We start from the raw sequence: 25,604 nt of genomic DNA, 5'->3' as shown, positions 1-25,604 counted from the left end.
ACAACACCCGGCCTGGCCGGGTGTTGTCGTCTAAGGAAACACTGATTAATTGCACGCAAGCCTTGCAGCCCTGTTGGCGCAGACCTGTTCTGGACTGTCGATGCCCCGGACGGGCATCGTCAAGCCCCCATGGATGGGTTCACGGCGTGTCCAGAACAGGTCTGCGACAATTGGGCCAGCACCGGAACTGATTTAATCAGTGTTTTCCTAACGCGCCAATGTCTGCGACGGTAGTTCGCCAAAGGCCTGCTTGTAGGCGGTGGTGAAATGACTAGGCTGGGAGAAGCCAAAGCGAAAAGCCACGTCGGCCAGTTGCAGCTCACCGGGATGGGCCTGACGCAGGCATTGGTGGGCCGCCTGAAGCCGGCAGTGCAGAACATAGCGCATCGGGCTGGTCTGCAGGCTGAAGCGGAAAGCCTGTTCCAGGCTGCGACGGCTGGCACCACTGATCCGCACCAGATCATCGATACCCAGCGGTTGATCCAGATGGGCATGAATGAAATCCACTGCACGCTTGACCAACCCGGGCAAGACCTGGCGCTCGGGCAGAGCCTGCAACTCCGGCACCAGTTGCAGCAGCGTCTCGCAGAACAGCGACTGGAACTGGCGCTGCGCCAACGCCGAGTTCAGCAGGCCGCCGCCCTGACGCAATTCGGCATCGGTCAATTGCAACAGATGACCAAGACTAGCCAGGGCCGGATGCTCGCGGCCAATGCTCAGCACCCGCTGGCGCACCTGCGGCAACTCTAGCTGATATTGGCTTGCCAAATGCTCGCGCAACAAACCGGTGTTCAGCGCCATGACCACCGCACGGGTGTCGTCATGCCAGGTAATGTCGATCTCATGTTCGGGGGCAAACAGCAGCAGTTCGCCGGCGCCAGCGCTCTGGCCACCCTGACGACAACTGACGCCGCCGGTCAACGGCAAAATGCCGTGCCAACAGGCCAATGGCGAGGAACGCACGGTCACGGCATCGCCCCAATGGGCACCGAACAGCTTGATTTCAGACAGGGCTTGCAAGGTGATCTGAATGTCGGCCTGGGCCCGCGCCCGGCTGGGCAGCACGCTGCGCTGCTCATTGAGATTGCTGTTGATCAGCGCTTCGGCCTCGGCATAATCGGTCGAAGCCAGAATGCTGCGGCTGGCGAAAGGCAGTTGGGGTAGCGGATGGGTAGCCATGCTCCCTCCTTGTCATTGTTGTTATGGGCTGTGTGGTCCAGCCAAAACGGCAATAGGCCCATGGTACGCCCATGGACCTGAGTCGATATACTGCGCTGACCGACGGTCAGTCGCTCTCCAGACCGATAGCCCGCAGCCCGGCCCGGGCGCAGGCCTCGTCCTCGGCTTCCGAACCACCGGAGACACCGATACCGCCAACGCACTGCCCCTGGACCAGAACCGGCAGCCCTCCGCCAAACACCACCAGCCGGGGGCGCTGGGGAAAACCCAGACGCATGGCCGGGTTGGCCTCGAGAATGCCGAGCCAGGCGCTGGTCGGGAAACCGAAACCGGCGGCGGTATAGGCCTTGTCACGGGCGATATCGGCCGAATGCAGGAATGCGTCGTTGTGGCGCAGATAGGCCAGTTCCAGCCCGGCCCGGTCCACCACGGCAACATGCACCTTGATGTTCAGCTGTCGGGCATGCGCCATTGCCGCCTGGGCCGCCGCCAGCGCCACCTCCCAGTGCAAGCTGGACTGCTGACTCAGTTCAGCCATACAGACCTCCTCAGTTCATCCAGCCGTAACCGGCCAGAGCGCGTTGATGATCATCCAGGTCGAAGCCAAACAGGCGCTCGGGCATATGCTGACCACCCAGACCGAATGCCGCCTGCAACAGGCACAAGGTATCGGTACCGTCATCGTCGAACCCCGACTCATAGGCCAGCTCGACATTGCCGCTCATAGCCTGCTGCCATTGCTGCTGCTCGACCCAGTGACTCATCAAGCCACGCCAGTACGGGTCATGCAGCGGTCGTTGGGCTTCGGCCCGGGCGTCTTCGCACACCCGATCCAGACACACCAGCAAAACACGGTCATCACGCCAGGTACTCAGGGCCTGACCGACCTGGCGACACCGCCATGCGCCCAGGTCCCGGCTCAAACACAGCTCGATGCATTCACCCGGGGCCGGTTCACACAACTCCGCCGCGACATCCGCCAGCGCCGGATGCGGCAAGCGTTCGACCTGGACCGCAAGCCCCTGCTCAGCCAGCAGATTGGCCAGGCTCTCTAGCCGCTCACTGCCGGCAGGGCCGGCGGACAGCCGCGCACCACACCCGGTGTGCTCAATGGTGATGAACACCACAGCCTCGACCGCCGTGCCCGGCTCGACCAGCCGACTGATCAACGGTGCCGGACGAGATACTGCAGGCCGGCCATCGCGGCAGGACAGAAACAGCGCCGGTAACGTGCGCGTGGATGCCATAGCTGCCTCCCGGAGCCGTCTTAGCGTCTGACCTTGCTCGCCGGCTCGCCACCAATCCCGAAATGTGCTTTCGGCATCTCACTGATGATTACCCGGACACTCGGCAGCGGCGCATCCAGCGCCCGGGCGATGGCTTCGCTGACCTCGCGGATCAGCGTTTCCTTCTGCTCGTCGCTGCGGCCTTCAAGAATGTGCAATTGTGCAATCGGCATAGTTCTCTCCTCAGACAAACCGGCAGGTCACACTGCCCAGCCCCTGGTAACGCACACTGATATTGTCCCCGGCCTCGACCGTGATCGCCGCGGTGATGCCGCCGGTCATGATGAAGCTGCCAGCCGGGATGTGTTCGCCGCGCTCGGCCAGCAGGTTGGCCAGCATGGCGACGCTGGAGGCCGGGTGCCCGAGTACTGCGGCACCGGCACCGACATCGACTACCTCACCGTTCTTTTCCACCACCACACCGAAGTTCTTCAGGTCGACGTCTTCGACATTGGCCATCTGCCCGCCGGTAATGAAACGGGTCGAAGAAGCGTTATCGGCCACCACGCTGATCAAATCGAACTTGAAGTTCTCGTAGCGTGAATCGATCACCTCGACAGTCGGCACCACATAATCAGTGGCTGCCAGCACATCACCGATATGACAGCCCGGGCCCTTGAGCGGAGCCTTGGTAACGAAGGAAATTTCTGCCTCGATCTTCGGGTGGATCAGTTCTTTGGTATCCACCACGCCACCATCCGGCACACTGAAGTAATCAGCGAGGAACCCGTAGATCGGGGTTTCCACGCCCATCTGCGCCATCTTGGCCCAGGAGGTCAGACCCATCTTCAGGCCGACGATCTTGTTGCCGCGGGCCTCCTTGCGCCGACGGATTTCCCACTGGATATCGTAGGCGTCGGCAAAGGTCATGTCCGGGTAGTCATTGGTGATCTTGTGAATGTCGTGGGCCTGCAGTTCGGCATTCTCGATATGCTCAGCCAGCGCCAGCACCTGCTCACGGGTCAGGGTTCTTTTTTGCTCTTTCATGCCGATTGCTCCTGTTTTTTCAACAGATCCAGTGCCACATCAACGATCATGTCTTCCTGGCCGCCGACCATCCGGCGCTTGCCCAGCTCGACCAGAATGTCGACGGTCTTCAGCCCATACTTCTGTGCCGCCACTTCCGAGTGACGCAGGAAGCTGGAGTAGACCCCGGCATAACCGAGGGCCAGGGTTTCGCGGTCAACCCGCACCGGGCGGTCCTGCAGCGGCCGGACGATGTCATCGGCGGCGTCCATCAGGGTGTACAGATCGGTGCCGTGCTCCCAGCCGAGGCGTTCGGCGGCGGCAATAAAGACTTCCAGCGGTGCGTTGCCGGCCCCGGCACCCATGCCGGCCAGGCTGGCGTCGATGCGGTCACAGCCCTCTTCCACTGCGGCGATGGAGTTGGCCACCCCGAGGCTGAGGTTGTGGTGGGCGTGCATGCCGGTCTGGGTTTCCGGTTTGAGTACATCTTTCAGGGCGCGGAAGCGGTCACGGATATCCTGCATGCCCATGGCGCCGCCAGAGTCGACCACATACAGGCAGGTGGCGCCGTAGTCTTCCATCATCTTGGCCTGCTGGGCCAGACCCTGCGGGGTCTGCATGTGGCTCATCATCAGAAAGCCGACGGTGTCCATGCCCAGCTTGCGCGCGTGCTCGATGTGCTGCTTGGACACATCGGCTTCGGTGCAGTGAGTGGCGACGCGGACGATGCGCGCACCAGCGTTATAGGCGTTATCCAGGTCGTGGATGGTGCCGATGCCGGGCAGCAACAGGGTGGCGATCTGGGCGTGGGTCACTACTTCAGCTACCGCTTCGATCCATTCCAGATCGGTATGCGCGCCGAAGCCGTAGTTGAAGCTGGAGCCCTGCAGGCCATCACCGTGGGCGACTTCGATCGAGTCGACCCTGGCCTTGTCCAGCGCGCGAGCGATGTCCTGCACGTTCTTGATCGAATACTGGTGGCGGATGGCATGGCTGCCGTCACGCAGGGTGACGTCAGAGATGTAGAGTTTCTTGCCGGGATTGAAGGTCATGATGGTCTCCTCAGGCCTGGGTCATCGACTGCGCCATGCGCTCGGCGGTAGCCAGCGCAGCGGAGGTCATGATGTCGAGGTTGCCAGCGTAGGCCGGCAGGTAATGGGCAGCGCCTTCGACTTCGAGGAAGATCGAGGTTTTCAGTCCGCTCAGGTGGCCGAGGCCAGGGACGTTCAGCGGCTGGTCTTCGGGGATGACGTCAAACTGCACCTTCTGCTTCAGGCGGTAGCCCGGTACGTAGCTGTTGACCGCCTGGACCATTTCTTCCACCGAGGCTTCCACCGCGGCCTGGTCGGCCAGTTCGCTCAGCACATAGACGGTATCGCGCATGATCAGTGGCGGCTCGGCCGGGTTCATGATGATGATTGCCTTGCCACGCTTGGCACCGCCGATCACTTCAATCGCCTTGGCGGTGGTTTCGGTGAACTCGTCGATGTTGGCGCGGGTACCCGGGCCGGCTGACTTGGAGGAAATCGAGGCGACGATTTCGCCGTAGTGCACCTTGGCCACGCGTGAGACCGCGGCAACCATGGGGATGGTGGCCTGGCCACCACAGGTGACCATGTTGACGTTGGTTTCGTTGATATGCTGCTCAAGGTTCACTACCGGCACGCAGTAGGGCCCGATGGCCGCCGGGGTCAGATCGATGATCCGCAGGTCCGGCTTGTGGCCGCGCAGAAACACCTCGTTGTGCCGGTGGGCACCGGCGGAGGTGGCATCGAAGATAAAGTCGATGTCGGCAAATTCCGCCATCTTGACCAGGCCATCCACCCCTTCGTGGGTGGTAGCCACGCCCATGCGCGCAGCGCGCGCCAGGCCATCGGATTCGGGGTCGATGCCGACCATGGCGCCCATGGCGATATGCTCGCTGTTGCGCAATACCTTGATCATCAGGTCGGTGCCGATATTGCCCGAGCCGATGATCGCGGCTTTCAGTTTCTTGCTCATCTTTATGCCCTCGTTGGGGTAATACTTGTTCTGTTGTGGTGGCTGGCATTGCCTGCAACATGGATTGCTTCGCTGCGATCGCAATGACGGCGGAGAGGCCGGTAGCACTAGCTCGTCATTGCGAGGGCCGCAGGCCCGTGGCAATCCAGTCAGGTAAAGCGCACGCTGGCTGTACCCATGCCGCCAATGCTGACCTGCATGAAGTCACCAGCCTTGACCGGCTCCAGCGGCACCAGCGAACCGGACAGGATGACTTCGCCGGCCTTCAGCGAAATACCGAACTGGCCCAGGGTGTTAGCCAGCCAGGCGACGCAGTTGACCGGTGATCCCAGCGCGGCAGCGCCGGCGCCGGTGCTGATGATCTGGCCGTTCTTTTCCACCACCATGCCGCAGGTCACCAGGTCGACCTGGCGCGGTGAGACGGCTTGGTCACCGAGTACGAACAGGCCGCAGGAGGCGTTGTCCGCGACGGTGTCCTGAATGGCGATCTTCCAGTCCTGGATGCGCGAATCGACAATCTCGAAGCAGGGCATCACGCACTCGGTGGCGGCCAGCACGTCGGCGTTGGTGACGCCCGGGCCGGTCAGGTCCTTTTTCAGGATGAAGGCGATTTCACCCTCGGCGCGGGGTTGCATCAGCTTTTCACTGATCGGCATGGCTTCGCCGCTGTTGTAGACCATGGCATCGGTCAGGTAGCCGAAGTCGGGCTGGTGCACGTTGAGCATGTTCTGCACCGCCTTGCTGGTGACGCCGATCTTCTTGCCGATCACCCGCTCACCGGCATTCAGCCGGTTTTGCAGCATGCGCAGGGAAATGTGGTAGGCGTCTTCGACGCTGATATCGAAGCCACGGCTGGTCAGTGGGCTGACCGCTTCACGCTTGAGCATGGCCTGGTAAAGCTCGTCGCCGAGTTGATTGATCTGAGTCTGATCCATGGTCACTGTGCTCCTGAAGCGCTGTCGGCTTCGCTGAGAAAATCTTCCACCAGCCGCGCGAAGCGACCGGCATGTTCGATCTGGGTCCAGTGGCCGCAATGGCCGAACACATGCAACTGGGCGTTGGGGATCAGCTCAGCCAGTTGCAGTGACGCCTGTAGCGGGATCACCTGATCCTCGCGGCCGTGGATCACCAGGGTTTCGTGCGGCAGGTTGCGGATGTCGGCCTCGGCACTGGCCAGCCCATCGACCCAACGCTGGCGCGGAGCCGGGAACATCTGCGCGAAGGACTCCTGGAAACCCGGACGGATGCTGGCCTGATAGCGCAACTCGGCCAACTCGTCAGTGACCAGACTGCGATCGTAGGCGAAAGTGTCCATCAGTCGGCGCATGGTCTCGAACGACGGTTCATAGCCCCAGACCTCATCCAGGCCGGGAGTAATCGGGAAGCTGACCCCAGCGCTGCCCATCAGTACCAGCCGACGCACACGCTCGGGGTACTTGATCGCCAACGCCAGGGCGATGCCGCCGCCGAAGGAGTTGCCGACCAGATCGGCCTGTTCGATACCCAGGGTATCGAGTACACCGATGGCGTGCTCGACCCAGACATCGCGGCGGTAGTCAGGCTGCTCCGGGCGTTCGCTGTAGCCGAAGCCGAGCATGTCCGGGGCAATGACACGGCGCGACTCTGCCAGTGTCGGCATGATCAGGCGCCAGTTGGCCCAGGCAGTCACGCCGGGCCCCGAGCCGTGAATCAGCATCAGCGGAAAACCTGTGCCGCTGTCGTGCAGGTTGGTCTGGAAACCGGCAGCAGTGATGCTGCGACCAACTTCCGGGCTGTTGACAGGTACAGTCATGGGCGCCTCACAGCTTCACGCAGATGTTTTTCAGTTCGGTGTAGAACTCCAGCGAGTGCACACCCCCCTCACGGCCGATACCCGACTGCTTGCTGCCACCAAAAGCGGTGCGCAGGTCACGCAGGAACCAGCTGTTGACCCAGACGATGCCGGCTTCGAGCTGCCCGGCCACCCGGTGGGCGCGGGTCACGTTCTCGGTCCAGAGCGCCGAGGCCAGGCCATAGGGCAGGCTGTTGGCCAGCTCGATGGCTTCGGCTTCGGTATCGAACGGGCGGATATGGCAGCAGGGGCCGAAGATCTCTTCGGTGACCACCGCTGAGTCGTCCTTCAGTCCGGTCCAGATGGTCGGCTGCACCCAGGCGCCATGCGCCAGTTCGGCCGGCATGTCCGGCACGCCGCCGCCAGTGATCACGCTAGCGCCATCGTCGACCGCCTTCTGGTAGTAGGACAGTACTTTCTCGCGGTGCTTGAGACTGATCAGCGGGCCGAAGTTGCTACGTTCATCGTCCGGCGGGCCGATCACCAGCTCTTCAGCGCCGGCCTTGAGGCGGGCGACGAACTCGTCGAAGATCGGTCTCTGCACATACACCCGCTCGGTGCCCAGGCACACCTGACCGCAGTTGGCGAACGCCGAACGCAGGGTGCCCTCGATGGCCTTGTCCATGTCGCAGTCAGCGAACACGATGCCGGCGTTCTTGCCACCCAGCTCCAGCGATACCTGACGCACGCCGTTGGCGGCGGCCTTCATGATGGTTTCGCCAGTGCCGGTCTCGCCGGTGAAGGTATAGGCATCAACATCCGGGTGTTCAGTCAGGAAAGCGCCGGCCGAGTTGCCGCCGAAGCCATGCACCACGTTGTAGACTCCATCAGGCACGCCGGCCTGCTTCATCACCTCGCCCAGCAGCGCGGTGGTGGTCGGGGTTTCCTCCGACGGTTTGACCACCACGGTGTTGCCGCAGGCCAGCGCCGGGCCGACCTTCCAGGTCATCAGCAGCAACGGCAGGTTCCACGGGCTGATCACCCCGATCACGCCCTTGGGCCGGCGTACCGCATAGTTGAGGGCGCCGGTGCCATCGGGGGTAGCCATTTCGAAGGCCTCGGCGGCGACGTTCTTGATCAGGTCGGCAAACACCTTGAAGTTGGCCGCACCACGCGGAATGTCGATGTGGCTGGCCAGCGATTTGGGCTTGCCGGTGTCCTGGCATTCGGCCTCGAGGAACTCGTCGAAGCGGGCGTTGATGCCGTCGGCAACCTTGTGCAGGATCGCCGTGCGCTGCTCCACCGTCATCCGCCCCCACGGGCCGTTGAGCGCTGCACGCGCAGCCTTGACGGCAGCGTCGACTTCTTCGCGGCCGGCCTCGTGCACCCGGCTGATGACCTTGCCGTTGGCCGGGTTGACGTTGTCGAACAGCCGGCCATTGGCCGAGCCGACGTATTCACCGTTGATGTAATGCTTGATCTCTTTCATGGCTGCGCAAGTCTCGTCGAACAGGGGTGTATCAGGTCAGCACGCTGAGGAAACGCTCGTTGAGCTGACGGTCGTGGTAGAAAATCGCCTTGCCCAGATCCTTGGCCATCCAGGTCACCGGCTTGTGGTCGGGGTAGTGGTAGTCGCCGCCACAGAACACTTCGTTGCGGTTGCCGGAGGGATCAAAGAAATAGATGGTCTGTCCGTGGGTCAGGCCGTGGCGGGTCGGGCCGATATCGATCGAGGTATCGGTCATCGAGATCAGGTCGGCGGCGCGCAGGACCTGCTCCCAGGTGTCCAGGTAGAAAGAGGCGTGGTGGAACTTGCCCTTTTCCGGGTGCATGATGAAAGCCACATCGTGTTCTTTCATGGATACGGTGAGGAACTGGGCAATACGGTCACCGTTGTCGTCCAGCACCTGCTCGGCCAGATAGAAACCCAGCACGTTGACAAACAGGTCATAGGTGGCTGCCAGTTCATCGCCATACAGCAGGCAGTGATCAAAACGCACTGCTTTCATACCGGTCAGGTCACGCGGCCAGGCTTCCGGGTTGACGTTGGAGACGCCCCACTTGCCGGTATATTCCTTCTCCGCGTAGAGCTCGAAGAAATGACCGCTGGGGGCCTGGAAGCGCAGACGACGGCCGCAGCCCTTGAGTTCTTCGGCGGGGATTTCTTCCACTGCACAGCCCCAGGCTTGCAGGTCCTTGCCGAGCTGCGTCAGGGTGGCATCGTCGATCACCTTGAAGCCCATGAAATCCATGCCCGGCTCGTCATCGGGCCTGAGTACCACGGAGAATTTGTCGACTTCGGTCCAGGCCTTGAGGTAGACCCTGCCCTGGTCGTCGCGGTCCATCTCGATCAGCCCCATCAGGTCCGCGTAATGGCGGACCGCTGCATCGATATCCAACACCCGGAGCTGTACGTGGCCGGGACGCATCACACCTTTTTTCATGACATCACCTCATTGGACTTGTTGTTGGGTGCTGGCCAGCTCGGCGGCCGGCCGGTATTCAAAGGTCAAATCGGTCAACGGGTAGACCCGGCAGGCCAGCACCTGACCACAGCGGCGGGACTGCTCATCGACATGCTTTTTGCTCATCGGGCCGCAACTGAATTCGCCGCTGACCACCTGCACCTTGCACAGGCCGCAGCCACCGCCGCGGCAGCCGACCGGGATGCAGCGCTTGCCGGCCAGCTCCATGGCTTTGAGCAGGGACTGCTCACGTGAGCAACTGAAGTGCAGGCCCTTGACCAGCTCGATCATTTCGAATGTGTCAGTCATGGTTGTTGTTCTCGACTGCCGTTCGTATGGTTGGCACACCAGTCTGCGAAAGCTGGCGTGCCGGCGGTTATCGCGGCTGCGCAGACACTTGCGCACCCGCGCAGCTTTGTTTTAGATGCGCTTGAACAGGGCCGAGCGCTGAGTCTCCCCGGCGCCATCGGCGGCGGTGTAGAAGCGTTCCATGAAGATGTCACGCTCAAACAACCGGCCCTGCATCAGGGCAGTGATGGCAGCATCGATCATCGGCGGCGGCCCGCACAGGTAAGCCTTGTGGCCAGCAAAACGGCCGTCGAAATGGGCCTTGGCAGCGTCATGTACATAGCCGCGGAAACCATGCCAGTCGCTGTCTTCGGCGGCCTGGCTGAGTGCCGGGACATAGGTGAAGTTGGCATGCTCGGCGGCCAGGCGCTCGAACAGCTCGCGGTTGTACAGCTCGGCCCGATTGCGCGCGCCCTGAAACAGGGTGATCTGGCGCGTATCGCCCTGCGCCAGCAGATCGAGGATCATCGATTGCGGACTGGACAGCCCGGAACCGCCAGCGATAAAAATCAGATCGCCGGGCTGCGAGCTACGCACGAAGAACATGCCGTAGGGGCCGGACAGCTTGAGGCTGTCACCAACCTTGAGCTGCTGATGGATATGCGTGGTAGCGGCACCGCCTTCGACCAGGCGCACATGCAGCTCGACCTCGTCGGGCCGGCTCGGCGGGTTGGCCAGCGAGAACGCCCGGCTACCCTCGATGCCCGGCAGCTCCAGGTTGATGTACTGCCCGGCCTGGAAGGTCATGGGCCGGTCCAGCGTCAGGCGAACACCGAGGATGGTCGGCGACAGCTCGACCAGTTCGCTGACCGTGGCCTGATAGTCCTCGACCGGATAGCCCTCGAAGTCTTCATCAACGTCGATGTCGGCCTCGATGGTCACATCGCTCTGCACCGTGGCGCAGCAGGCCAGCACCTTGCCTTCGTCACGCTCGACATCCATCAGCGCGAACGGTGAGGCCTCGCCGATATCCACATCGCCGTCCAGCACCTGGACCTTGCAGGTTGCGCAGGTACCGTGGCCACAGGCAAACGGTAGCCAGACGCCCTGACGCAGGGCAGCCTGAAGAATAGTCTGGCCGTCATCGACCTCGATCTGCTCGCCGGTGGGCTCGATGGTGACTGTGTAGCTCATGGCAATACCCTCAGGTTGCGCTGCCGCCGATGCCTTCCAGGCCCGGGGTAGTCAAAGTCAGCATGCTCTTGTGGCCGATGCCGCTGTCCTTGAGGCTGGCCGCCAGATCCGGGGTAAACGGCTGGTCATCCAGTTGCCACTCGACGCGGCTGAAATCCAGTCCGGCACTGTCCGGATGCGCGGCGATGGCCGGGCCCAGGACCTGCTCGAAGAAGTCACCCAAAGGCATGTCCGGCGCCGCCAGAAAGGCGAACGGCGAGCAGAACATAAGGTGTTTGCGCCAGTAGACGTAGACCAGTTGCATGCCGTTGAAGTTGGCCTGCAGGTCCTTGGGTTCGGCACTGTAGGGATAAAGGGCTTTTACGCTCATGGGGTGTCACCTTGTTCTTGTAGTGGCCCCGGCCGGTGACCGGGGCGGCGGTTCAGGTTCTGGTTTCAGGCGGCATCCTTGGAGTCACCGGCACCCAGCGGCTTGTTACCCTTGATCGCCTGCCAGCGCCGGTGATCGGGCGAGCCGAGGTACTCGAAATTGTCCTGGCCGATATTGATGTGGTAGTACTTGGCGACCACGGTCGCGACATCCGCACCCTCGCAGTTGCCCTGATAGATCTGATGCACCGGCAACCAGGCCTGGATGTACTTCTCCGGCTCGTGTTTGAAGATGTCGCAGCAGCCATCGGAGCAGAAGTGATAACGCTCACCGTCGTGCACCAGGCTGCGATGACTGAGCTGGGTCGGGTCATCCGGCTCGGTAAACAGGGTCGGCACCTGACAGACCTGGCACAGTTGCGGCAAGGTGTTGTTATAGAACCGCTCACCCTGCTCCTGCTGTTTCTGCCAGTGCTCGAAACGCGGCCGGTAGTACTTGTCGAAGGTGTCCGGATACTGCTCGGACAGCCAGTTCATTTCCGCCTCGCTGGGGATCCAGGTGTGGAAGTTGGTGGCCTGGCTGTACTGGTAGAAGGTTGACCACAGCTGATGGCTGATATGGTGCTTGCCCTTGTTGGCCTCGTCCTGGTACTTGGGCGGACGGATGCCGTAGCGCTCCAGATCCTTGAACAGCGCACCACCGTTCTGCTCGTAATAAACTTCCCAGGCGTCCTTCCAGGACATCACCTTGTTCGGCAGCATGTAGTCCATCATCATGCTGACCAGGCTCAGCAGCCGGTAACCGCGCCAGAACCACTTGTCGATCCAGTGCTGGACGATCGGCACGTTGTCTTCATGTTGTTCCAGCATGAACTTGATCACTTCCAGACCCAGGGTCATGTGCCGGGCCTCGTCGGACTGGGCCGAGAAACCGAAAGTAACGGTGGCCATGTCGCCGTTGTAGGCGGCACCGGACATGAAGGGCACAAACAGCAGGTTAGTCAGTACGTACTCGAAGGAGAACGAGATCGCGGTAAGGAACTCGAACGGCCCGGCCGAGCGGGCATCGTCGAAGAACGACTTGGGCACCGACAGGAACCACACCCGGTCATGCATGTGGGCGAAGTCATGCAGGCCGTTGAAGTGCTTGTTGTAGTGGCTCATGGCGTGGATCTGGGTCTGCACGTGACGCAGTTCGTCGATCGACTGCATCTGGCAGGCCACTCGCGCGCCGGCGCCACTGAAGTGCCGGCCAACCTTGGCGTAGCCCTGGAAAGCCCCGTACTCCAACGGCGACACTCCGGTCAGGAACAGCTTCAGAGCGTTGACGTAACGGGCATCGGAAATGTTCTGGTGGCCGTTGTTCTGGGCAAAGGCGTCGAAGATCGCATACAGCTTCTTCTCCTTCTCGGCCTGATACTTCCAGTAGGCGTCCATGGTCAGGCGGAACGGGTCTTCCCACTTGTCCCAGTCGGTGATTTTGATGCCCTCGAAGCGCTCATAGGGGAAGATGTCTTCCTTCTTCTGATAGCTAGGCTCCCAGGCCATGTCGCGGGTCAGGTACTGGTACTTGTCTTTGAGACTGAGTTTCTTGTTCTTGGTCGCCATGACGAATCTCCTAGTTTTTCCACTCGAGGATGAAGTGATCGTCATCCTCATCCACGTTGCCGCCGATACTGATCACGTCCAGGAGCATTTCCTGCACGTCCCACTCGCGGCCGATCTTTTCTTCAACCGTGTGGCGGTTGATCACCAGGCGCTGCTCGGCCTGAATGCGGATCATGGCCGGGTGGTGCTGCACTTCGGCGTGGGGGTTGTCCTCGGCAATCGCCTCGACCAGATAGCGGGCGTTGTCGTTGTCCTGAAACACGATGAAAGCGAGCTGGCTCATGCGACGATCTCCTGTGCAGCGAAACCCTGTTTCTTCAGGCGCGCAGCAAACTGGGCTGCTACCTCGGTCAGCGCCGGGGCACCAACACTGGCCTCAGCCAGCGGCGCCAGCGCAGCGATCACCCGCGGCTGCCAGACCTCGATCCAGGCCTGCAACTGCTCGGCGTTGGCCTCGCTCTCGGCGCGCACGGTTTTGACCATGGCATCGACCCAGCGACTGGACTCGCTGAACCAGTCGCGCATGAACTCGGTGAGCATCGACACATCCTCGGCACCCTGTTCGGCCAGCCACTGATCGAAGTGCTGATACATCAGCGGATACAGGTGACCGTCGATAATCAGGTTCTGCACCAGGGTCAGTTCGAACCAGTCCTTGATCACCAGACTGTCCTCGACCAGTTGGCGCAGCGGCTGCCACAAGGCGTCATCCAGCCAGTAGGTTTTGGAGCGATCCAGTGCCTCACCGGTACCCCCATCGATCAGCAGGGCGATACGCGACAGGTACTGGCCCATACCCAGACGGTCCATGGCCTGATAGATATGCAGTTGGGTCATGGTCCCGGCCACGCAGTCACCGGCCACGCTGCTGTTATTCATGTTGGCGCCCAACTCGACATGGCGCAGCGGCACCAGCAGACGCAGCAGGTTTTCCTGCACGGCATCAGGCAAGCGGGTCAGCAGTCCGCGTTTGTCGCAGAAGCTGAAGTTGTACTCGGTGGCTTCCTGCATCTTGGCCCGGTTCTGCACGTAGGCGCCGTAGTAGAACTGGCGCGGATCGGTCACCGCGTGCCAATCGGCCATGCGTACCGCGCTGCGGCTGGGGTCATTCAGACCATGCTGGGGGTCCCACAGCGGCCGGTAATGGAAATTGGTGGTCGCTTCGATGTCGTAGCTGGCTTCCTGATAACGTGAAGCCGGCTTGTCGCCGAAGCGGCGCTGGATATTGCTGTAGGTGTGGCGGATCGGCTCCACCGCATGGGTTTTGATTTCAATACTCATAGCAACCGTACCATCTTGTTTTTGTAGAGGGGTGTGCAGTACCGGGTTCAGCGATGGCCCTTCTCGCCGAAGCGCCACTTGACCATCTCTTCATCGACCTGACGGGCCATTTCCTCGTCCATGTGCACCACATGGTTGTGCTTGCAGAACTGCTCGAAAGCCGCCTGTGGCAGTACCAGCTCGACAAACAGATCGGGATGACCGATGGCAAAGTCGAATTCGACAAAGCGGGCACCCGGTTCACTGCGAACCCGGATATAGCGGGTCATCTCGTCAAAGCTCTGCTGGGGTTGGCTCATGGTCGTTAACCTGTGCTCGTTGTTGTCTACGGGTGATAGAGCAACGGCTGTGCCAGAGTTGCCTTCACGCACCCAGACCACAAGTCAAGATATTGATATAAAAAGGAAAAATTCTTTTCATTCATGCTGCCGGCGACGTTTTCCCAGCCATTGAGGATGATTGCCGGCAGGTGAACTTTGATGATTTGATCAAATCCACCAAAGCATCTGAGCAAATGCTCAGACGCGGCCTAATATGGTTAATGAGCCTCTGCGCGATTGATCATTTGATTGATTTTTGAGCACGATCAAGGCGATGATGAAAAGTGCACCCTTGCGATCACTGTCTCAAGCCAAGACAGACTGACCACCACCCCACACAACAACAACCGGGGCCCGACGCCATGGCGATCAGCTATAAGCCACAGCTGCAGTATTCGGATTTCCAGGATCTGAGTGAACAGATCCGTTTCCAGAGCACGGATGGCAAGATCTGGTTCGGCGAACAGCGCATGCTGTTGATGCAGGTCTCGGCCATGGCCAACTTCCGCCGTGAGCTGGTCAACAGCCTGGGCATCGAACGGGCCAAGGGTTTCTTTCTGCGCCTGGGCTACCAGTCCGGACTCAAGGACGCCGAGCTGGCGCGCAAGCTGCGCCCGGACTGCAGCGAGCTCGACATTTTCCTCGCCGGCCCGCAATTGCACTCGCTCAAGGGCATGGTCAAGGTCCGGCCGATCCAGATCGACCTCGATCAGCAGTCCGGCCACTTCTATGGCGAGCTGGAGTGGATCGACTCGTTCGAGGTGGAAATCTGTCAGACCGAGCTGGGCATGATGGACGAGCCGGTGTGCTGGTCGCTGCTGGGCTATGCCTGCGCCTATACTTCCTCGTTCATGGGCCGGGAAATCATCTTCCGCGAAGTGAGCTGCAAAGGCTGTGGCAATGAAAAATGCCTGATCGTCGGCAAGCCGGCCGAGGAATGGGAGGATGCCGCCGAATTCAAGCAGTATTTCCGTGCCGACCCGATCATCGAAGAGCTCTATGACCTGCAATCACAACTCAGCTCGTTGCGTACCAGTCTGGAGCAGCAGGAAGGCCAGTACTACGGTATCGGCCAGTCGCTGGCCTATAAGAAGGTCTGCAAGATGATCGACAAGGCCGCCCACGGCAAGGTCTCGGTGCTGCTGCTGGGCGAAACCGGGGTCGGCAAGGAAGTGATCGCGCGCAGCGTACACCTGCGCAGTGAGCGCGCCGAGCAGCCATTTATCGCGATCAATTGCGCAGCGATCCCCCCGGACCTGATCGAGGCCGAGCTGTTCGGGGTCGAGAAAGGCGCTTACACCGGCGCCAGCCAGACTCGCGCCGGACGCTTCGAGCGCGCCCATGGCGGCACCATTTTCCTGGATGAAGTGGTTGAATTGACGCCCCGGGCCCAGGCCACCCTGCTACGCGTGCTGCAGGAAGGCGAACTGGAACGCGTTGGTGATTCTCGCACCCGCAAGATTGATGTGCGGGTGATTGCCGCCACCAACGAAAGCCTGGCTGACGCAGTGGAAGCGGGAAAATTCCGCGCCGACCTGTTCTATCGACTCAACGTATTCCCGGTGAAGATTCCGCCACTGCGCGAACGTATCGAAGATCTGCCGCTGCTGGCCGAGCACTTTCTGCGCAAGTTCCACCGCGAATACAACAAACGCACCCTGGGCCTGTCCGACAAGGCGCTGGAACTGTGCCTGCATTATCGCTGGCCCGGCAATATCCGCGAGCTGGAAAACGTCATTGAGCGCGGGGTGATTCTGACCGATAGCAACGAAACCATCAGCCAGGATGCACTGTTTGCCGTGTTTCCCGAACACTCGGGTGACTGCCCGGAAGAGCGCCTGAATGCCAGCGGCCAGTTGGTCCATGCCCATAGTCAGGTCAGCGGGGACTGGGTAAGCCATATCATCGAACAACAGATCAGCCTGGATCAGGTCGAGGAACAACTGATGCGCAGGGCCATGGAACTGGCCAACCAGAATGTCTCACAGGCCGCACGCCTGCTCGGCCTGACCCGCCCGGCCCTGGCCTACCGGCTGAAGAAAACCGGCATCCTTGAAGACAGCGATGCCTGATACCCACAGCTGCCCGCTTGGAGCCCTTCCTGGCGGGCACTCCCTTTTGATGAAATCAGCAAGCGCCCCGCACTGCTTGATCATTTGATCAATATCAAATCCACGCAATCGGCCAAAACCTCCTCCATCGCCACCCTGGCACAGTAGAAAATCTTTACTAATCAATCACCTGAAAACACTTAACGGTCTCTGGCACAGGCGTTGCTTTATGCCTCTCCAGCCGCTTTGCACACAACAACAAGACCGTGACGGTGACTCACCATGTTAGATGTACCCCTGCGCCTTGCGCGCCCTGTTCGCCAGCCCCTGCGGTTGGCACCTCTGGGACTCATGCTGCTCTGGTTGGGTGGCTGCGAAGCTCCGCTCGACCTTGAGGCGGTCCAGCAGCAGAGCCTGCAACCGATCCAGCGCACCGACTTCTACCAGGCCATGGCCAGCAACGACCAGCTCACTCTGCTGGCCGGTAACCATGGTGTGGTGCTGATCAGCTCCAATCTCGGCCAGCACTGGCAGCGCCAGCAACTACCCACCGACATGGGCCTGATCGATCTGGATGTCTGCCCTGACCAGAGCTTCATCGCCCTGGCCTTCGACAACCAGCTCTGGCACATCAGCCCCGATGCCAGTGACTGGAACGCCCACCCATTGCCCAGCAGCGAGCAGATGATGACCGCTACCTGCGCCCCGGACGGAAGTTGGTGGGCCGCCGGCAGCTACAGCACCCTGCAAAGCAGCCATGATCAGGGCCAGAGCTGGGACGAGACCAGCCTGGATGAAGACGCCATTCTCACCACCCTGCAATTTATCGACGCCGACCAGGCAGTAGTCGCCGGGGAGTACGGGCTGGTGTTCACCAGCCGCGACGGCGGCCAGAGCTGGGACCCGGCCGGTAGCCTGCCCGATGAGTTCTACCCGCACACCAGCCACTTCCGCAGTCTTGATGAGGGCTGGGTCGGTGGCCTCAACGGTTTCATCTGGCATACCCGCGATGGCGGCGACAGCTGGCGGCGCCAGCCGACCGGCACCGAGGTCCCGATCTTCGGCTTTATCAGTGGCGAGCATGGCCTGTATGCGGTCGGTGACAACGCCACGGTGCTGAGTCTCAACGGTAGCCGCTGGCAGTCGCTGCCAACCCCCGAACAGCCGCTGTATCTGCGCGCTGGCCAACTACTGCCGAATCAGCAACTGCTGGTCGCCGGTGGTCGTGGCCTGCTGCTGAACCTTGAACTCCCAAAGGCCCTGGCGGCCAGTACTGACTGAGGGTATCGACATGCCTGGATTGCACCGTTTCACCCATGCCATGCATAGCCTCGAAGTGTGGATCTTCAACAATCCACGCAAGGTCCTGGCCGCCATCGCCCTACTGACTCTGATGTTCGCGCTGCGCATTCCGGGGCTGAAGATCTATACCGACTTCGCCGATCTGCTGCCCCAGCAGCATCCCTACATTGAGCTGCACAACAGCATCAAGGACAGTTTCGGCGGGGCCAACGTCCTGGTGGTCGGTATCGCTTTCGACGAGGGCGATATCTTCAGCAACGCCAACCTGGCGACCATCGACCGCATCACCCATGCGGTCGACAGCCTGCCAGGGGTCAACCACAACCTGGTTTCCAGCGTTACCCACCGCAATTCGCGCAAGATCTGGCTGACCGAAGTCGGCTCGATCAACTCCGAGCCCTACTTTGAAGCCGAGCGCGCGCCCTACAGTGCCGAGCAACTGGAGCAGATGCGCGCCGACGTAGCCGCCAACCCGCAAATCTATGGGCCGCTGGTTTCCTCGGACTTTCGGATGGCACTGGTCAAGGCCCAGTTGATCGAAGGCCAGCTCGATTACGAGCAGACCTTCGCCCAACTGCAGGCCCTGCGTGAGGCGGAAACCCGCGATGGCATCACCCTGTATGCCACCGGCCAACCGGTGCTGGTCGGCTGGGCCTATACCTACATGGATCAGATCCTGCAGATCTTCATCTTCACCGTGCTGACCATGCTCGCTCTGCTGGTCTTCCACTTCCGCAAGGCCTACGGCGTACTGATTCCGCTCGGCGGGGTACTGATCTCGACCATCTGGGGTTTGGGCATCATCAGCCTGCTGGGCTTCAATCTCGACCCGCTGGGTCTGGTGATTCCGTTCCTGATCGCCGCACGGGCCATGAGCCACGGGGTGCAACTGGTCGAGCGCTACTATGCCGAGGTACGCGAGTGCGGTGATGGCCCACGGGCAGCGCGAGCCACTTTTGAAAGTCTGTTCCGTCCCGGCTCGCTCGGTGTGATCTCCGACGCTGTCGGCCTGTCGCTGATTGCGATCGGCTCGATTGCGCTGAACACCAAACTGGGTATTTATGCCTCGCTGTGGGCCACCACGGTGATTCTCACCGTGCTGATCGGCGTACCACTGCTGCTGTCGATCCTGCCAACCCCGAAAAACCCGCAACTCAAGGAAACCTTCCTGCGCCACATTGGGGTCGTCTGCGCCAATACCGTAAGTCGCCCGGGCGCCGCGCGTATCGCCCTGAGCATCGCCGCCCTGGCGATCCTGGTTGGCCTGTTCTCGGCCTCGCAGGTGCGCATCGGCGATTCCGAGCCGGGTTCACCGATTCTCTATCCCGAGCATGACTACAATCTGTCGTCCAAAGAGGTCAACGAGCGGTTCCCCGGTTCCGAAGAGCTGTACATCATCGCCGAACACGCCGAGATCGGCGGGCTGAAAAAGCCCGAGGTGCTGCGAGCCCTGCAGGATCTGCAGGCACACATGCTGGCCGACCCCGGAGTGGGCGGCAGCAAGGGTTTGCCGGATCTGATCAAACAGGTCAACCGGTTGATGCACAACGATGATCCGCGCTGGTTCCAGATTCCCCACGAAGCGGATTACGTCGGCGGGCTGATGTTCACCTACATGGCCTCCAGCCCGATCCCCGGTGCGCTCAACGAGTTCAACGACACCGACGACCGCATCGCCAACCTGGTGTTCTACTACAAGGACCGCCAGGGCGAGACCATCCGCCGCGCCATCCACATGGCCCGCGAGTGGATCGCCGAGAACGAGGGCAAGGTCGAGGGTCTGAGCATTCGCCTGGCCGGCGGCACCCTGGGCGTGGCTGCAGCCATGAACGAGTCGGCGTTCGAGACCAACCTGATCGTATTGCCGCTGGTGTTCCTGCTGATCTTCGCCTTCGTCATGCTGTTCTACACCTCCTGGCATGCCGGACTGATGCTGCTGCTGGCAATGCTGTTCGCCACCACTCTGACCTATGCCTACATGGGTCTGGCCGGACTCAATATCGACATCAATACGGTACCGGTGATCGCGGTCGGCATTGGTGTGGGTATCGATTATTCGATCTACATGATGGACCGCATTCGCGAAGAAATGGCCAAGCGCGGCCACCTGCCCGAAGCGGTACGCCACGCCATCGCCACCACCGGCATGGCCATCAGCTTCACCGCCGTGACCCTGATGGCCGGGATCATCATGTGGGTGATCCTCTCCGACCTGCGCTTCCAGTCCGACGCGGCGATGCTGCTGTGCGTGATGATCGTCATCAACGGCCTGGCCGCCATGCTGCTGGTGCCGTCCTGGATTCTGGTGTTGCGTCCGCGCTTCATCACCAATGTCTACGCCGACGAGGACGGCATCCTGCATGCCGACCGCGATACCGCGCCCAACCCTGCCCTGCCCGCCCATACCCAGGGCGACCCAATCCCGGGAGCTGGCTGACATCTCGTCCGCCACTCCTTTTTCAGCCCTCAAGAGGAACTGCCAATGCAAACAACAAGAAAAGGCCTCAGACACTGGAGTCTCGCCCTGCTCGGCGGCGCCGGGCTGGCGCTGACTCCGCTGGCCGGTGCTATCGCCAGCGAGGAAACCAAGATCACCGGTTTCTACGAGAACGCCACCTATGTCCGCGACCATGTCGGCCTGTCGAAATTCCGCAACACCCTGCAGCTCAATGCTGAGCGTAAGCTCGGCGAGCGCGGCCCGTTCAGCAACGTGTCCTGGAACGGGGTATTGCGCGGTAGCTACGACGGGGTCTACGACCTCAACAGTAGCGAATACGGACGCAAGGCCGGGGGCGCCGTCAGCCTGGAGAACACCAGCGGCTTTGGCGGCAGCACCAGCGTGCCCCACGGTAGCGGCCTGAAACTGCCCAACAGTTTCGACGTCGCCAACCACCCCAATCGCGGCATGATCGTGCTCGGCGAGAACCTGCACAAAACCTCCGGCGGAGTCGCCTTCGGGGTTCCGGTGCGCCCCTGCGACAAGGACAAGCGCGGCTGTATCAACGGTTATCTGGATAAGGACAGCAACGACCTGCGCTTTTCCGAGTTCAACGACCGGCTGGACTTCATCCGTGAGCTGTATGTCGACTTCGACTATGGCTTCGATAACGGCCACATCCTCAGTACCCGGCTGGGCAAACAACAGGTGATCTGGGGCCGGACCGACCTGTTCCGGGTGCTTGATGTGATCAACCCGGTGGACTTCTCACGCAACAACATCTACGACGAGCTGGAAGACATCCGCATCCCGATGTGGATTCTCAAGTCCGACTACCGCATGGGCGCCGGCAACGTCTTCGACGACCTCAACCTGTCGTTCGTGTGGAACTTCGACCGTTTCCGCCCGCATGACATCGGCCAGTGCGGCTCGCCCAACGTGATCCTCGACGCCGGCTGTTTCTTCCGCGGCATGAACACCCTGTGGGAGTACGGCGGCACCGTCGCCAACTTCGCCAACGGCGATATTGCCACTGACTTTGGCCCCGGCCAGATCGGTATCCGCAAGGCCCACATGCCGGCCTGGAGCCTGTCCAACACCCAGTTCGGCCTCAAGCTCGAAGGGGTCTACGGGGATATCGGCTTCTCGCTCAATGCCCTGACCTACCGCAGCCAGTTGCCATCCCTGCGTGGCGGTATCCCGGCGCAGAACGGCTTTACCGGGGAAACCGGGATCTGGCCTTACCTGATCGCCTTCGATATCCACTTCCCGCGGGTCAACCTGCTCGGCGGCTCACTCGACTACTACTCGCAAGGGCTGGATACCGTGTTCCGGGTTGAAGTCGCACACACCGAGGGTGAGGAGTTCGCCAACACTATGCAGAGCCGGCTGTACTCGGAAAACAGTGTGACCCGCTATGTGATCGGCGCCGACAAGAACATCTTCATCCCGGCCCTGAACAGCCGCCGGGCGTTCCTGTTCTCCGGGCAGATCTTTGGCCAGCACATCCATCAGTACGAAAGCGAGAAGCGTGAGCTGGGCCGGGTCGGCATCCCCGACTGGAAGGCCAACTGGATCGGCACCCTGCTGGTCAAGGGCTGGTGGATGCGTGATCGCCTGAGCCCGCAGTTGCTGGCCGCCCACGACTTCCGTGCCGGTGCCACCACCGTAGCGCCCAGCATCGAGTGGCTGGTCAGCGACAACCTGCGCCTGATCGGCGGTGCCAACCTCAAGGTCGGCAGCGGCGCCAACAAGTTCGACGATTGCCGCACCTGCAACCCCTGGGACCCCTTCACCGCCGCCTTCCCCGGCCATCCGGAGGGCCACAGCCTGGGTCTGGGCGGTTATGAGCCGCTGGGTCGCTTCCGCGCCGGCCCGCTGGGCATGGCCAAGGGCCAGGACGAACTGCAACTGACACTGCGCTACAGCTTCTAAAACGAGGACTGGACATGAACAACAAGACACTCACTCGCTGCACCCTGGCTCTGGGCCTGGCTGCTACCCTCGGTAGCAGTCAAGCACTGGCCGACGTGGTCGACAACAGCTTTTATCCCTATCGCGACAGCCAGCCCAGCCATCCGGGCCTGTCGGCCGGCATGACCATCAACCAGGGCAATGTCGCGCAGTTCAAAGACATCATCGACCCGGCCTTTTTGAGCTTCATCGAGCAGGGCTGGGTCGAGCTGACCGTCGGCCAGACCAGTTCCTTCGACCTGCATCCTAACTACGTCGAAGCCACCCGTGCCGGCCTCGGTCAGGTCAGTCTTGGCGCCAAGCCCGGCGAAATCAACGGCTGGCAGGCCGGACGGCCGTTTCCAGAAGAACCGGACGCCAACGATCCACGCGCGGGTGAAAAGCTGGCCTGGAACTACAAGTACGGCTACAACTGGGGCGACAGCGCCGCGATCATGCCCTTCTACTGGAAGTACCGGGACATGAACAATGGCCGTGTCGAGCGGACCATCAAGTTCAACTTCCACTTCCTCAACTTCACCGGGCGGGTCAATCAGGAGCCCAAGCCGGCGATTACCCCCAACCCCTCGGAGCTGTTCCGTGGCATCTACGTACAGGTGCTCGAACCCCATGATGTGCGCAACACCCAGTTGCTGATTCACCGCGCCATGGATGATCTCAAGCGTGACAACTCCTGGCTGTACCTGGGCTTTCAGCGCCGGGTGCGGCGCCTGGCCACCGGTCAGGTGACCGACGCGTTCCTCGGTTCGGACCTGATGATCGAAGACTTCGAAGGCTACAACGGGCGCATCTCGGACATGAACTGGAGCTACAAGGGCACCCGGTACATGCTGATGCCGTTCTATAACCACAACGACCTGCAACTGGACAGCGAAACCCACAGTGACAGCGACGGCTATCAAGTGGTGGCCTTCGGTGGCCAGGGTGGCTGTTTCCCCAACATCACCTGGCAGTTGCGCAAGGTCTACGAGGTTGAGGCCGAGCCGGTCGACGGCAGCCACCCGCTGGCCAAGCGCACCCACTACATGGATGCGCAGACCTTCACCATCCCGCGTACCGTGGCCTATGACCGGCGTGGCAGCCTGTGGAAGACCTTCACCATCGGTCAGGCCCACCCCGACCATCACCTGCCCAAGAACAAGGGCAGCGGGGTATCGATCGATGACAGTTTCAGCATGATCGATGTCCAGGCCATGCACTGCACCACCGGTCAGTTCAAGGGCCAGGTCGACCCCAGCCTGAGCACGCCGGAGATGTTCAGCGTGCAGCACATGCGCGCCACCGGCAACTAACCCCCTTTGCTGCTCCTTGGGCCCGCGCAATGCGGGCCCTGTTTTTCCAAAACTGCGCTCCTGAATCAGTCATTGCGCCAGCACGCTACCTGGTACATCGGGCACGACAGCACACTGACTGAATAACAACAACACGAGAGGGTAAGGATGAGCCGCCATCAATCGCTGCCAAAAACCGTCGACCACCCACCGGCCCAGCTGCTGGTCGTTACCGATACTGCCGGCCGGGTATTGCAGGCCAGCGATCCGTTTTATGCTGCTGCCGGACTGACGCCGGCCGAGCTGGTCGGTCAACCGATTGCCCGACTGCGTCATCCTGACATGCCCAAGGGCCCGATCAAGGACCTGTGGGAGACTCTGGGCAAGGGCCAGTCCTGGATGGGCATGCTCAAGAACCGCCGCGCTGACGGCAGTGAATTCTGGGTTGATGCCTATATCAGCCCGATCACCGATAGCAACGGCCAGATTCTTGAGTATCAGGCCATCTACCATCTGCCTGACCCCGTCACCATCGCCCGTACCCAGCGGATCTATCGTATTCGCGGCCAAGGCCGCCAGCCACCGGAGCTACGCTGGGCCTGGCTGCGACCGGCGCACTGGCAACTGCTGCTGGCAAGCCTGGGCTTCATGCCGCTGGTGCTGCTGGCGCTGCAACGAGGCGACCTGATCGGCTGGCTCTGTATTCTCACCAGCCTGGCAGCCACCGGTCTGCTGTTGAGCTGGCATAACCGGGCCCTGGAACAGTTGACCAGCCATTGCCGAAAACTGCTTGCCCATCCGATCAAACAGTTAATCTACACTGGTCGGGCCGATGCCATTGGACAGATACAATTGTCGCTGCGCCTGCTCGAAACCCGGCTGGCGGTCATGGTCACCCGCTTTGGCGACAGCAATCAGCAAATCACCGGGCACGTCCAGACCGCCAACCATTTGCTCTCCAGCAGCCACCATGGCAGCCAGCAACAACAGGACAGCCTGGCGGCGATTGCCGCCGCCGTCGAACAGTTCAGCGCCACCATCCGCGAGGTTGCGGCCAATACCCGCGACGCGGCCCGGCTGGGCAGCGCCAACCGCACGGCCGGGCAACTTGGCCGCCAGCGCGCCGAAGATGCCCGGACCAGCATTCAGGCCCTGGCCAGTGAACTGGAGCAGGCCACCGTCGCAGTCGACAGCCTGAACCAGCACAGCCAGTCGATCGGGCGCATTCTCGAAGTGATCCGGGCGATTGCCGAGCAGACCAACCTGCTGGCACTCAACGCTGCGATTGAAGCCGCCCGCGCTGGCGAGAATGGTCGCGGCTTCGCGGTGGTCGCCGATGAAGTCAGAACCCTGGCCCAGCGCACCCAGGCTTCGACCGACGAAATCCAGCAGATGATCAGCACCCTGCAACAGGGTGCAGAAGCAGTGGTCACCACCATGCACCGGGGGCAGAGCCATTCGCAGCAAAGCGTCGAGCATGTGAACGCCTGCCACGAGGCCCTGGGCAGCATCTGCGCAGGCATCGAACAGGGCGATGACCGCAACCAGCAGATCGCCGCCGCCAGTGACCAGCAGAGCCAAACCGCCAGCGAGATCAGCCAGCGCCTGCAACATATCCATCAGCTCGCCAGCACTACCCACCAGCACCTGATCGACACCCTGCAGGCCGGTGCAGCAGTTGGCCAGCAGGTCGAGCGCCAGCAGGGGCTGATTGCCCACCTGCAGCAGACCTGAACTCAGCACGACTGTCATCGGCTAAAGTGATAGAGGCACATTCGGTAATACCCTGGGCACATCAGGGTATTGCCCCAACCCGGACCGGCAGGCTATACAGAGCGCAC

General features: G+C 61.4%; 24 protein-coding genes. 6 read left to right on the top strand and 18 right to left on the bottom strand.

The annotated features are described in order from the left end of the window. Positions 1–207: 207 nt before the first annotated feature. The 18 genes from BVH74_RS06190 to BVH74_RS06105 form a co-directional block, all read right to left on the bottom strand. The gene (locus tag BVH74_RS06190) at positions 208–1,179 is read right to left on the bottom strand and encodes an AraC family transcriptional regulator (protein ID WP_080049221.1); all 972 of its coding nucleotides are present in this window, start codon (positions 1,177–1,179) and stop codon (positions 208–210) included. Between the two features lie 106 nt (positions 1,180–1,285). After that, a complete protein-coding gene (locus BVH74_RS06185) occupies positions 1,286–1,717 on the bottom strand; it encodes a GlcG/HbpS family heme-binding protein (protein WP_080049220.1) in 432 nt (143 codons plus the stop codon). Positions 1,718–1,727: 10 nt separating this feature from the next. Continuing rightward, complete coding sequence (locus tag BVH74_RS06180; RefSeq protein ID WP_080049219.1) at positions 1,728–2,426, bottom strand: hypothetical protein; 699 nt, start codon at positions 2,424–2,426, stop codon at positions 1,728–1,730. Positions 2,427–2,446: 20 nt separating this feature from the next. Further along, complete coding sequence (gene thmT, locus BVH74_RS06175) at positions 2,447–2,638, bottom strand: 2-hydroxymuconate tautomerase (protein WP_080049218.1); 192 nt, start codon at positions 2,636–2,638, stop codon at positions 2,447–2,449. Between the two features lie 10 nt (positions 2,639–2,648). Beyond that, the gene (dmpH, locus tag BVH74_RS06170; RefSeq protein WP_080049217.1) at positions 2,649–3,452 is read right to left on the bottom strand and encodes a 2-oxo-3-hexenedioate decarboxylase; all 804 of its coding nucleotides are present in this window, start codon (positions 3,450–3,452) and stop codon (positions 2,649–2,651) included. Continuing rightward, positions 3,449–4,483 (bottom strand): 4-hydroxy-2-oxovalerate aldolase, encoded by a 1,035-nt coding sequence (dmpG, locus tag BVH74_RS06165; protein WP_080049216.1) that lies wholly within the window; start codon positions 4,481–4,483, stop codon positions 3,449–3,451. Before dmpG ends, dmpH begins: the two co-directional genes overlap by 4 nt. 10 nt (positions 4,484–4,493) lie before the next feature. Then, the gene (locus BVH74_RS06160; RefSeq protein WP_080049215.1) at positions 4,494–5,432 is read right to left on the bottom strand and encodes an acetaldehyde dehydrogenase (acetylating); all 939 of its coding nucleotides are present in this window, start codon (positions 5,430–5,432) and stop codon (positions 4,494–4,496) included. Between the two features lie 149 nt (positions 5,433–5,581). Next, entirely contained in the window at positions 5,582–6,367 is a 786-nt protein-coding gene (gene dmpE, locus BVH74_RS06155) for a 2-oxopent-4-enoate hydratase (protein WP_080049214.1), read from the bottom strand. 2 nt (positions 6,368–6,369) lie between these two features. Next, the gene (locus BVH74_RS06150) at positions 6,370–7,224 is read right to left on the bottom strand and encodes an alpha/beta fold hydrolase (RefSeq protein ID WP_080049213.1); all 855 of its coding nucleotides are present in this window, start codon (positions 7,222–7,224) and stop codon (positions 6,370–6,372) included. Positions 7,225–7,231: 7 nt separating this feature from the next. After that, entirely contained in the window at positions 7,232–8,692 is a 1,461-nt protein-coding gene (locus BVH74_RS06145; protein ID WP_080049212.1) for a 2-hydroxymuconic semialdehyde dehydrogenase, read from the bottom strand. Between the two features lie 31 nt (positions 8,693–8,723). Next, complete coding sequence (locus BVH74_RS06140; RefSeq protein WP_080049211.1) at positions 8,724–9,647, bottom strand: catechol 2,3-dioxygenase; 924 nt, start codon at positions 9,645–9,647, stop codon at positions 8,724–8,726. Between the two features lie 9 nt (positions 9,648–9,656). Further along, entirely contained in the window at positions 9,657–9,977 is a 321-nt protein-coding gene (locus BVH74_RS06135) for a 2Fe-2S iron-sulfur cluster-binding protein (RefSeq protein WP_080049210.1), read from the bottom strand. Between the two features lie 111 nt (positions 9,978–10,088). Then, positions 10,089–11,150 carry an NADH:ubiquinone reductase (Na(+)-transporting) subunit F gene (locus BVH74_RS06130; RefSeq protein WP_080049209.1) on the bottom strand — a complete coding sequence of 354 codons (1,062 nt, stop codon included), beginning with the start codon at positions 11,148–11,150 and terminating at the stop codon, positions 10,089–10,091. 10 nt (positions 11,151–11,160) lie between these two features. Further along, on the bottom strand, positions 11,161–11,520 hold the full coding sequence (locus tag BVH74_RS06125) for a phenol hydroxylase subunit P4 (protein ID WP_080049208.1): 360 nt from the start codon (positions 11,518–11,520) through the stop codon (positions 11,161–11,163). A gap of 65 nt (positions 11,521–11,585) precedes the next feature. After that, positions 11,586–13,127, bottom strand: a complete 1,542-nt coding sequence (locus BVH74_RS06120) for an aromatic/alkene/methane monooxygenase hydroxylase/oxygenase subunit alpha (RefSeq protein ID WP_080049207.1) — start codon at positions 13,125–13,127, stop codon at positions 11,586–11,588. Between the two features lie 10 nt (positions 13,128–13,137). Continuing rightward, positions 13,138–13,410: an MmoB/DmpM family protein gene (locus BVH74_RS06115; RefSeq protein WP_080049206.1), complete on the bottom strand. Its 273-nt coding sequence runs from the start codon at positions 13,408–13,410 to the stop codon at positions 13,138–13,140. After that, the gene (locus BVH74_RS06110) at positions 13,407–14,408 is read right to left on the bottom strand and encodes an aromatic/alkene monooxygenase hydroxylase subunit beta (RefSeq protein ID WP_080049205.1); all 1,002 of its coding nucleotides are present in this window, start codon (positions 14,406–14,408) and stop codon (positions 13,407–13,409) included. Before BVH74_RS06110 ends, BVH74_RS06115 begins: the two co-directional genes overlap by 4 nt. Positions 14,409–14,455: 47 nt before the next feature. Beyond that, complete coding sequence (locus BVH74_RS06105; protein WP_080049204.1) at positions 14,456–14,707, bottom strand: phenol hydroxylase subunit; 252 nt, start codon at positions 14,705–14,707, stop codon at positions 14,456–14,458. A gap of 383 nt (positions 14,708–15,090) precedes the next feature. On the opposite strand from BVH74_RS06105, the gene BVH74_RS06100 reads away from it, so the two are divergent. From BVH74_RS06100 to BVH74_RS06075, 6 genes are all read left to right on the top strand, one after another. Beyond that, positions 15,091–16,800 carry a sigma-54-dependent Fis family transcriptional regulator gene (locus BVH74_RS06100; RefSeq protein ID WP_080049203.1) on the top strand — a complete coding sequence of 570 codons (1,710 nt, stop codon included), beginning with the start codon at positions 15,091–15,093 and terminating at the stop codon, positions 16,798–16,800. A 261-nt stretch (positions 16,801–17,061) separates the two neighbouring features. Next, positions 17,062–18,060, top strand: a complete 999-nt coding sequence (locus tag BVH74_RS06095; RefSeq protein WP_080049202.1) for a WD40/YVTN/BNR-like repeat-containing protein — start codon at positions 17,062–17,064, stop codon at positions 18,058–18,060. A gap of 10 nt (positions 18,061–18,070) precedes the next feature. Further along, on the top strand, positions 18,071–20,518 hold the full coding sequence (locus BVH74_RS06090) for an efflux RND transporter permease subunit (protein ID WP_080049201.1): 2,448 nt from the start codon (positions 18,071–18,073) through the stop codon (positions 20,516–20,518). Between the two features lie 45 nt (positions 20,519–20,563). Beyond that, positions 20,564–22,453 (top strand): DUF1302 family protein, encoded by a 1,890-nt coding sequence (locus BVH74_RS06085; protein WP_080049200.1) that lies wholly within the window; start codon positions 20,564–20,566, stop codon positions 22,451–22,453. Between the two features lie 14 nt (positions 22,454–22,467). Further along, positions 22,468–23,784 carry a DUF1329 domain-containing protein gene (locus tag BVH74_RS06080; RefSeq protein ID WP_080049199.1) on the top strand — a complete coding sequence of 439 codons (1,317 nt, stop codon included), beginning with the start codon at positions 22,468–22,470 and terminating at the stop codon, positions 23,782–23,784. A 147-nt stretch (positions 23,785–23,931) separates the two neighbouring features. Continuing rightward, positions 23,932–25,497 carry a methyl-accepting chemotaxis protein gene (locus BVH74_RS06075; protein ID WP_080049198.1) on the top strand — a complete coding sequence of 522 codons (1,566 nt, stop codon included), beginning with the start codon at positions 23,932–23,934 and terminating at the stop codon, positions 25,495–25,497. Positions 25,498–25,604: the final 107 nt, after the last annotated feature.

This window comes from Halopseudomonas phragmitis, assembly GCF_002056295.1.
GTDB classification, from domain to species: domain Bacteria; phylum Pseudomonadota; class Gammaproteobacteria; order Pseudomonadales; family Pseudomonadaceae; genus Halopseudomonas; species Halopseudomonas phragmitis.
This window is presented reverse-complemented; position numbering and strand designations above follow the sequence as displayed.

What these genes read in the sequence shown, in the direction of transcription:
- BVH74_RS06125 (WP_080049208.1), bottom strand. Translation starts at nt 11,520, where the DNA reads ATGAGCGTAAAAGCCCTTTATCCCTACAGTGCCGAACCCAAGGACCTG.
- BVH74_RS06095 (WP_080049202.1), top strand. Translation starts at nt 17,062, where the DNA reads ATGTTAGATGTACCCCTGCGCCTTGCGCGCCCTGTTCGCCAGCCCCTG.
- dmpH (WP_080049217.1), bottom strand. Translation starts at nt 3,452, where the DNA reads ATGAAAGAGCAAAAAAGAACCCTGACCCGTGAGCAGGTGCTGGCGCTG.
- BVH74_RS06130 (WP_080049209.1), bottom strand. Translation starts at nt 11,150, where the DNA reads ATGAGCTACACAGTCACCATCGAGCCCACCGGCGAGCAGATCGAGGTC.
- BVH74_RS06150 (WP_080049213.1), bottom strand. Translation starts at nt 7,224, where the DNA reads ATGACTGTACCTGTCAACAGCCCGGAAGTTGGTCGCAGCATCACTGCT.
- BVH74_RS06120 (WP_080049207.1), bottom strand. Translation starts at nt 13,127, where the DNA reads ATGGCGACCAAGAACAAGAAACTCAGTCTCAAAGACAAGTACCAGTAC.
- BVH74_RS06075 (WP_080049198.1), top strand. Translation starts at nt 23,932, where the DNA reads ATGAGCCGCCATCAATCGCTGCCAAAAACCGTCGACCACCCACCGGCC.
- BVH74_RS06110 (WP_080049205.1), bottom strand. Translation starts at nt 14,408, where the DNA reads ATGAGTATTGAAATCAAAACCCATGCGGTGGAGCCGATCCGCCACACC.
- BVH74_RS06160 (WP_080049215.1), bottom strand. Translation starts at nt 5,432, where the DNA reads ATGAGCAAGAAACTGAAAGCCGCGATCATCGGCTCGGGCAATATCGGC.
- BVH74_RS06135 (WP_080049210.1), bottom strand. Translation starts at nt 9,977, where the DNA reads ATGACTGACACATTCGAAATGATCGAGCTGGTCAAGGGCCTGCACTTC.
- dmpG (WP_080049216.1), bottom strand. Translation starts at nt 4,483, where the DNA reads ATGACCTTCAATCCCGGCAAGAAACTCTACATCTCTGACGTCACCCTG.
- BVH74_RS06190 (WP_080049221.1), bottom strand. Translation starts at nt 1,179, where the DNA reads ATGGCTACCCATCCGCTACCCCAACTGCCTTTCGCCAGCCGCAGCATT.
- BVH74_RS06140 (WP_080049211.1), bottom strand. Translation starts at nt 9,647, where the DNA reads ATGAAAAAAGGTGTGATGCGTCCCGGCCACGTACAGCTCCGGGTGTTG.
- BVH74_RS06115 (WP_080049206.1), bottom strand. Translation starts at nt 13,410, where the DNA reads ATGAGCCAGCTCGCTTTCATCGTGTTTCAGGACAACGACAACGCCCGC.
- thmT (WP_080049218.1), bottom strand. Translation starts at nt 2,638, where the DNA reads ATGCCGATTGCACAATTGCACATTCTTGAAGGCCGCAGCGACGAGCAG.
- BVH74_RS06085 (WP_080049200.1), top strand. Translation starts at nt 20,564, where the DNA reads ATGCAAACAACAAGAAAAGGCCTCAGACACTGGAGTCTCGCCCTGCTC.
- dmpE (WP_080049214.1), bottom strand. Translation starts at nt 6,367, where the DNA reads ATGGATCAGACTCAGATCAATCAACTCGGCGACGAGCTTTACCAGGCC.
- BVH74_RS06100 (WP_080049203.1), top strand. Translation starts at nt 15,091, where the DNA reads ATGGCGATCAGCTATAAGCCACAGCTGCAGTATTCGGATTTCCAGGAT.
- BVH74_RS06090 (WP_080049201.1), top strand. Translation starts at nt 18,071, where the DNA reads ATGCCTGGATTGCACCGTTTCACCCATGCCATGCATAGCCTCGAAGTG.
- BVH74_RS06080 (WP_080049199.1), top strand. Translation starts at nt 22,468, where the DNA reads ATGAACAACAAGACACTCACTCGCTGCACCCTGGCTCTGGGCCTGGCT.
- BVH74_RS06105 (WP_080049204.1), bottom strand. Translation starts at nt 14,707, where the DNA reads ATGAGCCAACCCCAGCAGAGCTTTGACGAGATGACCCGCTATATCCGG.
- BVH74_RS06180 (WP_080049219.1), bottom strand. Translation starts at nt 2,426, where the DNA reads ATGGCATCCACGCGCACGTTACCGGCGCTGTTTCTGTCCTGCCGCGAT.
- BVH74_RS06145 (WP_080049212.1), bottom strand. Translation starts at nt 8,692, where the DNA reads ATGAAAGAGATCAAGCATTACATCAACGGTGAATACGTCGGCTCGGCC.
- BVH74_RS06185 (WP_080049220.1), bottom strand. Translation starts at nt 1,717, where the DNA reads ATGGCTGAACTGAGTCAGCAGTCCAGCTTGCACTGGGAGGTGGCGCTG.